6 protein-coding genes are annotated in these 7,433 nt (G+C 65.3%); 1 reads left to right on the top strand and 5 read right to left on the bottom strand.

Going from position 1 to position 7,433, the window contains the following annotated elements; translation table 11 throughout:
• Nucleotides 1–590: citrate/2-methylcitrate synthase (locus BLQ92_RS37300; protein ID WP_280517455.1), on the bottom strand; the 590-nt coding region annotated here is incomplete at its 3' end.
• Nucleotides 591–620: 30 nt separating this feature from the next.
• Entirely contained in the window at nt 621–1,514 is an 894-nt protein-coding gene (prpB, locus tag BLQ92_RS37295) for a methylisocitrate lyase (RefSeq protein ID WP_090695661.1), read from the bottom strand.
• A gap of 205 nt (nt 1,515–1,719) precedes the next feature.
• Between prpB and prpR the strand changes: the two genes are divergently transcribed.
• On the top strand, nt 1,720–3,660 hold the full coding sequence (gene prpR, locus BLQ92_RS37290) for a propionate catabolism operon regulatory protein PrpR (protein WP_090695659.1): 1,941 nt from the start codon (nt 1,720–1,722) through the stop codon (nt 3,658–3,660).
• Nucleotides 3,661–3,684: 24 nt separating this feature from the next.
• Here prpR and moeB read toward each other — a convergent pair whose 3' ends face one another.
• The 3 genes from moeB to BLQ92_RS37275 are packed head-to-tail and all read right to left on the bottom strand — an operon-like array spanning nt 3,685 to nt 7,404.
• A complete protein-coding gene (gene moeB / locus BLQ92_RS37285; protein ID WP_090695657.1) occupies nt 3,685–4,815 on the bottom strand; it encodes a molybdopterin-synthase adenylyltransferase MoeB in 1,131 nt (376 codons plus the stop codon).
• Nucleotides 4,816–4,837: 22 nt separating this feature from the next.
• Nucleotides 4,838–6,064, bottom strand: coding sequence for an acyl-CoA reductase (locus tag BLQ92_RS37280; protein WP_090695655.1), 1,227 nt, complete (start codon nt 6,062–6,064; stop codon nt 4,838–4,840).
• The gene (locus BLQ92_RS37275; RefSeq protein ID WP_090695653.1) at nt 6,061–7,404 is read right to left on the bottom strand and encodes an AMP-binding protein; all 1,344 of its coding nucleotides are present in this window, start codon (nt 7,402–7,404) and stop codon (nt 6,061–6,063) included. The genes BLQ92_RS37280 and BLQ92_RS37275 overlap by 4 nt, the downstream gene beginning before the upstream one ends.
• Nucleotides 7,405–7,433: the final 29 nt, after the last annotated feature.

The raw sequence follows: 7,433 nt of genomic DNA, 5'->3' as shown, positions 1-7,433 counted from the left end.
TACAGGTTCAGCGACGTATGCATCGCCTCGACCCACGACTTCGACGGCTCCACGCCGTGCAGCAGGTGCAGGAAGTGGCCGCCGATCGAATCGTCGTCGGTTTCCACCTCGATGCGCTTGCCGTTGTGCGAGTAGTGATACCAGTACAGCAGCATCGAACCGAGCGAGGCCATCAGCTTGTCGGCGATATCGCGCGCGCCGGGCAGGTTGTGGTCGTCCTTCTCGGGCAGCACGGTGCCGAGCACCGAGACGCCGGTGCGCATCACGTCCATCGGGTGGGCGGCTGCCGGAATCCATTCCAGCGCGGCCTTGACGTTGGCGGGCAGGCCGCGCAGCGCCTTCAGCCTGGTTTTGTACGCGGTCAGTTCGGCCTGGGTGGGCAGCTTTTCATGCACCAGCAGGTAGGCGATCTCTTCGAATTCGCAGGTGCTGGCGATGTCGAGAATGTCATAGCCGCGGTAATGCAGGTCGTTGCCGGTCTTGCCGACCGTGCACAGGGCGGTATTGCCCGCCGTCACGCCCGACAGCGCCACGGATTTCTTCGGTTTGAATGCGCCGGCTGCCGGCGTGCTGTTGTCTGCTTCGCTCATGGTGTCTTCCTCTTACTCCTGGATGCGGGATTATTTGTGTGCGGCGAACAGGGCGTCGAGTTTTTCCTCGTACGCGTGATAGCCGAGATACTTGTACAGATCGGCGCGCGTCTGCATCGTTTCGACGGCCGCCTTTTGCGTGCCATCCCGCTTGACCGTTTCGTAGAAATTGAGCGCAGCGGCGTTCATCGCGCGATACGCGCCGCAGCAGTACAGCGCGATATCGACGTTCGCTTCGCGCAGCTCGTCGGTGGTGAAGAACGGCGTCGAGCCGAATTCGGTCAGGTTCGCGAGGATCGGCACCTTGACCGCAGCCTTGAAGCGGCGATAGTCGTCGAGCGTCTGCATCGCTTCCGGGAAAATCATGTCGGCGCCGGCCTCGACGTAGGCAACGGCACGCTCGATCGCGGAATCGATGCCTTCGGCCGCGGCCGCATCAGTGCGCGCCATGATGACGAACTGATCGTCGGTGCGGGCATCGACGGCAGCCTTCACACGGTCGACCATTTCCTCCTTGGCGACCACTTCCTTGCCCGGACGGTGTCCGCAGCGCTTTTGTCCGACCTGATCTTCGAGGTGGACCGCGGCGACGCCGGCCTTGATGAACGAACGCACGGTGCGCGCGATGTTGAACGCGCCACCCCAGCCGGTGTCGATATCGACCAGCAGCGGCAGGCCGGTGGCGTCGGTGATGCGGCGGGCGTCGATCAGCACGTCGTCCATGGTGCTGATGCCGAGGTCGGGGATGCCGAGCGAATTGGCGGCGACGCCGCCGCCCGACAGGTAGACCGCCTTGAAGCCGACGGCCTCGGCCATTTTCGCCGCGTACGCGGTGATGGCGCCGACGACCTGCAGCGGTTGTCCTTCTGCGACTGCCGTGCGGAATTTTGCGCCGGCGCTGAATGGTTGCTTTGTTGAGCTCACGTGTGTCTCCCGGTGATATTGGGACACTGTAGTGCAAGGAGCGGGCCAGTGTGAGTTAGCGAGGTAAGTCGTTGATTAGCTGTAGGTTTGTGAGATAGCGGCCTTGCCGTCAGGATGCACAAATGGAATTTCGCATTTCATAATTGAAACGACGGGTTCATAATGGCTGCTCTCACGTTTTGAGGGCCGCCCCCGGCGGCCAGCCATGAACCGACCTCCCGAACCCGGCTCCCGGCCCCGCGTCTGGGCCATCGGCATCAGCAAACTGCGCGACCTGTTTCGCGATATCGCCGACGAATACGACACCCGTGCCGATTTGCGGCTGGTGTCGCGCGGCTATGAAGACGCCGTCAACGAAATCGCTTCGGCAGGCAAGGACCGCCCCGACATCGTGGTCGCGGCCGGCTCCAACGGCACGTATCTGAAGGCGCGCGTGGATGTGCCCGTGGTGCTGATCACGCCCACGGGTTTCGACGTCATGCACGCACTGGCGCGGGCGCGGCGTGACGCATCCTCGGTGGCGCTTGTTACGTATGGCGAGACGCCTGCCGAATTGCGCCGCTTCGTGGCGGCCTATGGAATCGATGTGGTGTTCGCGTCGTATCAGTCGGCGCAGGATGCGGAAGCCTGCGTGCTCGACCTGCGCGATCGCGGCGTGGGCACGATCGTCGGGCCGGGCCTCGTCACGGACCTGGCCGCGCGGGCCGGCATCGAATCCGTGTTTCTCTACTCGCGTGCTTCGGTGCGCGCGGCCTTCGATACCGCGCTCGAAGTCGCCCAGGCGACGTGGGGCGAAGCGGTTCGGCGGCACCGTCTGGACAACGTGTTGCAGCACTTGCGCGACGGCGTGGTCGCACTCGATGCACAGGGCCGCGTCGAAGCCATCAACCAGCGTCTGGCGCTGGTGCTTGGCATCGAACCCGCTGCGGCGGTGGGCCGTGCGCTGCTCGAACTCGCGCCCGATCTGGCCGGCACCGTCCCGGATGAAGAGGGCGAATCGCTTGAAACGCTGCGCGGTATCAGCTACGTCGTGCATCGAGGGCCGCTGGTCGACAACGGGGTGACGACGGGCACGGTGCTGACGTTTCAGGAGTCACGCGCCGTGGAGCGGCTCGACCGCACGCTGCGTTCGCGGCAGCGTGCGCAGCAGTTCGTGGCACGCTACCGGCTCGACGATCTGGTCGGCAGCTGTGCAGCGATCGAACGGGTCCGGCAACTGGTGCAGCGCTACGCAATGTCGGACGCCACCGTGCTGATTCGCGGCGAGAGCGGTACCGGCAAGGAGATGGTCGCGCAGAGCCTGCATCATCTGAGCGCACGGCGCGACTTTCCGTTTGTCGCGCTCAATTGCGGCGCGTTTCCGGAGGCCTTGCTGGAGAGCGAACTGTTCGGTTACGAAGAGGGCGCGTTTACCGGCGCGCGGCGCGGTGGCAAAGCCGGGCTGATCGAAGCGGCACACCGTGGCACGCTGTTTCTCGATGAAATCGGCGAAATGCCCTTGCCGCTGCAAAGCCGACTGCTGCGCGTGCTGCAGGAGCGTGAAGTGGTGCGGCTCGGCTCGACAGAGCCGACGCGAATCGACGTGCGGATCGTGGCGGCGACGCACCGCGAGTTGACGGCGGCGGTGGAGGGCGGCAACTTCCGCGCCGATCTGTACTACCGGCTCAATATTCTGAACATTGCATTGCCGCCGTTGCGCGAGCGGCTTGTGGACCTCATGCCGCTCGCGGCCGAGTTGCTATGCCAGGCAGCGCGTCGTGAGCCGCGTCTCGCGGCACGCATTCGGACTACGGCTGACGCGTCGAGCGTGCTCGCGGCGGTCAGCGAATCGCTGAGCGCTCACGCATGGCCCGGTAACGTGCGGGAATTGCAGAACGTGATCGAGCGGATCACCGTCGAACTGGCGTATTCGGATGACGCGGCGCTGACGAACGAAGTGTTGCAGTCGATCGCGCCGGAATTGTTCGTACGGCAGGACGCGGCAGGCAATGACGCCGCGCTGACCTTGCGCCAGCGCAGCCGCCGGGTGGAAGCGGACGAGATACGCGCCGCGCTGGAGGCGTTCAATGGCGACCGGGATCAGGTGTGCGAGGCGTTGGGGATCAGCAAGACGACACTGTGGCGTAAGTTGAATGCGGCGGGGTGAGGGGTGCGGCCAATCGCTCGCGTGTCAGTGTGCCGCGCAGGCTGCCGGTAGATCCACGTAGTCCGCCGCCGTGACGCCTGCGCCGCAACGCGGGCAATGCGGATCGCGCGCAAGACGTAGCCGGTTGAATTGCATGCCCAGCGCGTCGAACTGCAGCAACGTGCCGGACAGGGACTCGCCGATATCGAGGATCAGTTTGATGGCTTCAGTGGCCTGCAGCAATCCGATCACGCCTGGCAGCACCCCGAGCACGCCGGCCTCGGAGCAGTTGGGCGCGAACTCGGGCGCCGGCGGTTCCGGAAACAGGCAGCGATAGCAACTGCCGCCCTCATGCGTCGGCCAGAATACGCTGACCTGTCCGTCGAATCCTTGTACCGCGCCGTAGACCATCGGCACGCCCAGCCGCACGCAGGCATCGTTCACGAGGTAGCGGGTGGAGAAATTGTCGGAGCCGTCGATCACCACGTCGTGTCCGCCAAGCAAACGCTCCACGTTAGCGGCGAGCAGACGCGTGCGCTGCAGTTCGATCACGACGTGCGGGTTGAGCGCCCGCAAGGTCCGGCCGGCCGATTCGACCTTGAGCGTGCCAACATCCGCATCCCTATGCAGCACTTGTCGCTGCAGGTTGCTACGATCGACCACGTCGTCATCGATCACGGTGAGGCGCCCGATGCCCGCGGCGGCGAGATACAGCGCCGCAGGCGAACCCAGGCCGCCGGCGCCGATCAGCGCCACCCTGGCGGCCGCCAGCTTGCGTTGTCCTTCCAGCCCGATCTCGGACAGGCGTAGATGACGCGAATAGCGTTCGAGGAAATCGAGGTCCGCGGTGGGTTCGGTCATCGGCAGGCCGGCTGCTTGCCACGCCTTGGTGCCGCCGCTGACCGAATAAAGGTGGGTATAGCCCCGACCATGCAGCACTTTCGCGCACTGCATAGAGCGCATGCCCGCGGCGCAGATCAGCATGATCGCAGCCGCAGGGTCCGGCAACCACGCAGCCGGATCGTTTTCCAGACGTGCCCGGCTCACGCCGAGTGCGGCCTCAGCCATGCCCGCCGCACGCTCGCCGTCATCACGTACGTCCACCAGCAGCGCACCCGAACGCTGGCGTTCGTGGGCTTCACAAGGGGTGAGTTCGATGATTGCGGCAGCGCTCATGGTGGCACTCCGTGTGAGACATTCAGCTGACGGTGACGAGCCGGCTGAACTCGCGCAGCAGGTCGTAGCCGTCCCAGATCGCCGCGAACTCAAGAGCTCGCCCCAACGGGACGAAGCGGTCGATACCGCGGCCTTCGAGCCGCTCGGCCAACGACACCATCTCGTCTGCCGTGAAGCCAAAATAAGCCAGCGTTTGATCCTGCCGTTGCAGCAGCGGGGCGATCTCGTCGAGCGAATCGAGGCGCCACTGTGCAAAGGTACCCGTGCCAAGCCAGCGGCGCGGCGGGCAAACAGGCGCGCAAAGATCCACCAGGGTGATTTCGTTACTGACGAAGCGCACGGCATCCGCGATTCCTTCGACGGCCAGACCGTAAGTAGCGACATGCTTCTGAATCGACATCGCTGCATCCGAGCGTGGCCCGCGCGACTCCACGGTACTCGCCAGCAACGCGACCAATAGGGCCTGTGCGTCAGCCACCTCCGCCGCCGTGCCGATCCAGAAGATAGTGCCTGGCGAAGCGCATGCCGCCTGACCGAACAGGTAGGCGTCCGTATGGAACGCTTGCGCCGCCAGTCTTTGCTCAGGTGTCTCGGCGCGGAGTAAGGCGTGGGCGCAGATCACGGCGAACGACGAGCGATTGGGGAAGGTGAGGTCGCGTGCCGCCGGCCGCAGCGGCGCGCCGCGAATCTCGCGAATCGCCTGATCGCCGCCCCATAGCACGCGCAGATCGCACGCTGCCGAAAATTCAGCGGTCGCGGCCTCGTCACGGTGGTCGTAGCTTACGATCCGCTGCGTTTCGGCCACAATGGGATCGGCTTGCTCCAGCGTTTCGACGAGGACGGCCAGCACGGCTTGCGTGAGCTCTCCGCCGCGCTCGGACACGCGTACGACGTTGCGGTTTCCTGCCAACGCAGCGAGCGCCCACGAATAGACGAATACCGTGTCGGCGTTTCCGGGTGCGACATGAAATAACAGTCCTAGCGGGAACCGTTGGATGCGCGCATCGGTGCCGAGCCGGGTAAGTTCGGCGACCAGATGCCCGCGTCGCAACCAGACGCCGAGCGGACCCAGTTCCGGATAGCGACGGGCATAGGCGGGGGTGCGCAGACGTTGGCCGACTGCGTCGAGGTAGTCGAGCATGCGCTCGTCGCCGAGGCGCAGTGTTGAACGAGGCCCCGGCGTGAGCAGGGGCGCGAGTAACGCAGCCGCTTCGCACGGCGCGCCCGGCGGGAATAGTGACCGGATCATCGCGACGCCTCGGTGTCGGCAGCCGCACGGGACAACGAACGATAGTCGATCTTGCCGTTGCGCAGCAGCGGCAGCTTGTCGATGCTGCGCGCCAGCACGCCGCGGTGGTTGATATGCAACTGCTGGGCGACGCGCCGGGCGATGCTGTCCAGTTGGCCAGCTTCGGCCCCGCCTTCACACCACAGCACGATGGCTTCGTCGTTGAGCGACACGGCCGCGCTGCTGCCTTGCGCGCCCGCCTCGCTGGCAAGGCGCTCGACTGCATCGAGATTGATCCGGAGGCCAAACAGTTTGGCCATTCGTTTCAGCCGCCCCTCCAGATAAAGGTAGCCATCCTGATCGAAGTGGCCGATGTCGCCGGTATGCAGTTCGCCGCGCTGATCGTCGCCACGGGCGAGGTCGGCGGCGCTATCCGCATAGCCCATCATGACGCTCGGGCCGCGATAGATGACCTCTCCGTAGACATCGTGCTGGCAGGTTTCGTCGCCGGAATCGAGACGAACCGACAAACGGCCACCAGGGACGGCCAGCCCGACGGAGCCCGGTTTCTCGAAGACCCGTTGCGCCGGTAGAACCGCCATGCGGGCCGTCGCTTCGGTTTGCCCGTACATGAGATGCAGGCGGCCGCCCGCGAGGCCAATGTCGCGAGCGAGGCGGGTGATCAGTTCGGCACGCATGCGGCTGCCGGACTGGGTCAGTGTGCGCAGGCTCGGATGAGCCAAGGGTGTCCAGCGCAAGCGCGTCAGCAGTTCGTAGGTATGCGACACGGCAGCGAAGGAGGTGGCGCGATAGGTATCGACGGCTGCCCAGAAGTCAGGGCCGATTACAGGATGGGCAGTCACGACGAGGGTGGCGCCGGCGGCCAGATGGCTGTTCAGCACCGACAAGCCGTAGCCGAGATGAAACGGCAGGCTGGTGGGCGCGATGTCAGCGGACGTGATGTGCAGTGCCTGCACGATTGCATCCGCATTGGCCAGCACGGCTACGCGCGACAGGCGCACCATGCGTGCCGCGCCGGTGGAGCCGGAGGTGGTGAGCAGCAAGGTCAGGTCGGGATGAACCGGCGCCGCCTGGGTCTGCCTGAGCCAGCCGGACCCGGCGTTGCGATAGCCTGCCGGTGCGGGCCGCTCGAGTCCGGGCTGCCAGAGAGCGGCCGGCTCGAACCGCGCCATCAGTTCCACGAGCGTGTCGCTTTCGATTTGTGGGTCGAGCAGGGCGATGGGCCGGCCTTGCCGCAACGCGGCGAGATAGCGGCAGACGTTGCTGATCGTCCAGGCGGCGGGCATCAGGAGCAACCCGGCAGGGATCGCATGCAGTTCGTGTTCCATGACGCGGACCATGGTCTCCAGCTCCGCGCCGCTTCAACTGC

This window comes from Paraburkholderia phenazinium (genome assembly GCF_900100735.1).
Taxonomy (GTDB): domain Bacteria; phylum Pseudomonadota; class Gammaproteobacteria; order Burkholderiales; family Burkholderiaceae; genus Paraburkholderia; species Paraburkholderia phenazinia.
The sequence above is the reverse complement of the archived record's forward strand: the minus strand, read 5'-3'. Positions and strand labels throughout refer to the sequence as shown.

Coding starts and splice junctions, on each gene's coding strand:
- BLQ92_RS37280 (WP_090695655.1), bottom strand. CDS start 6,064: ATGATCCGGTCACTATTCCCGCCGGGCGCGCCGTGCGAAGCGGCTGCG.
- prpR (WP_090695659.1), top strand. CDS start 1,720: ATGAACCGACCTCCCGAACCCGGCTCCCGGCCCCGCGTCTGGGCCATC.
- BLQ92_RS37275 (WP_090695653.1), bottom strand. CDS start 7,404: ATGGTCCGCGTCATGGAACACGAACTGCATGCGATCCCTGCCGGGTTG.
- moeB (WP_090695657.1), bottom strand. CDS start 4,815: ATGAGCGCTGCCGCAATCATCGAACTCACCCCTTGTGAAGCCCACGAA.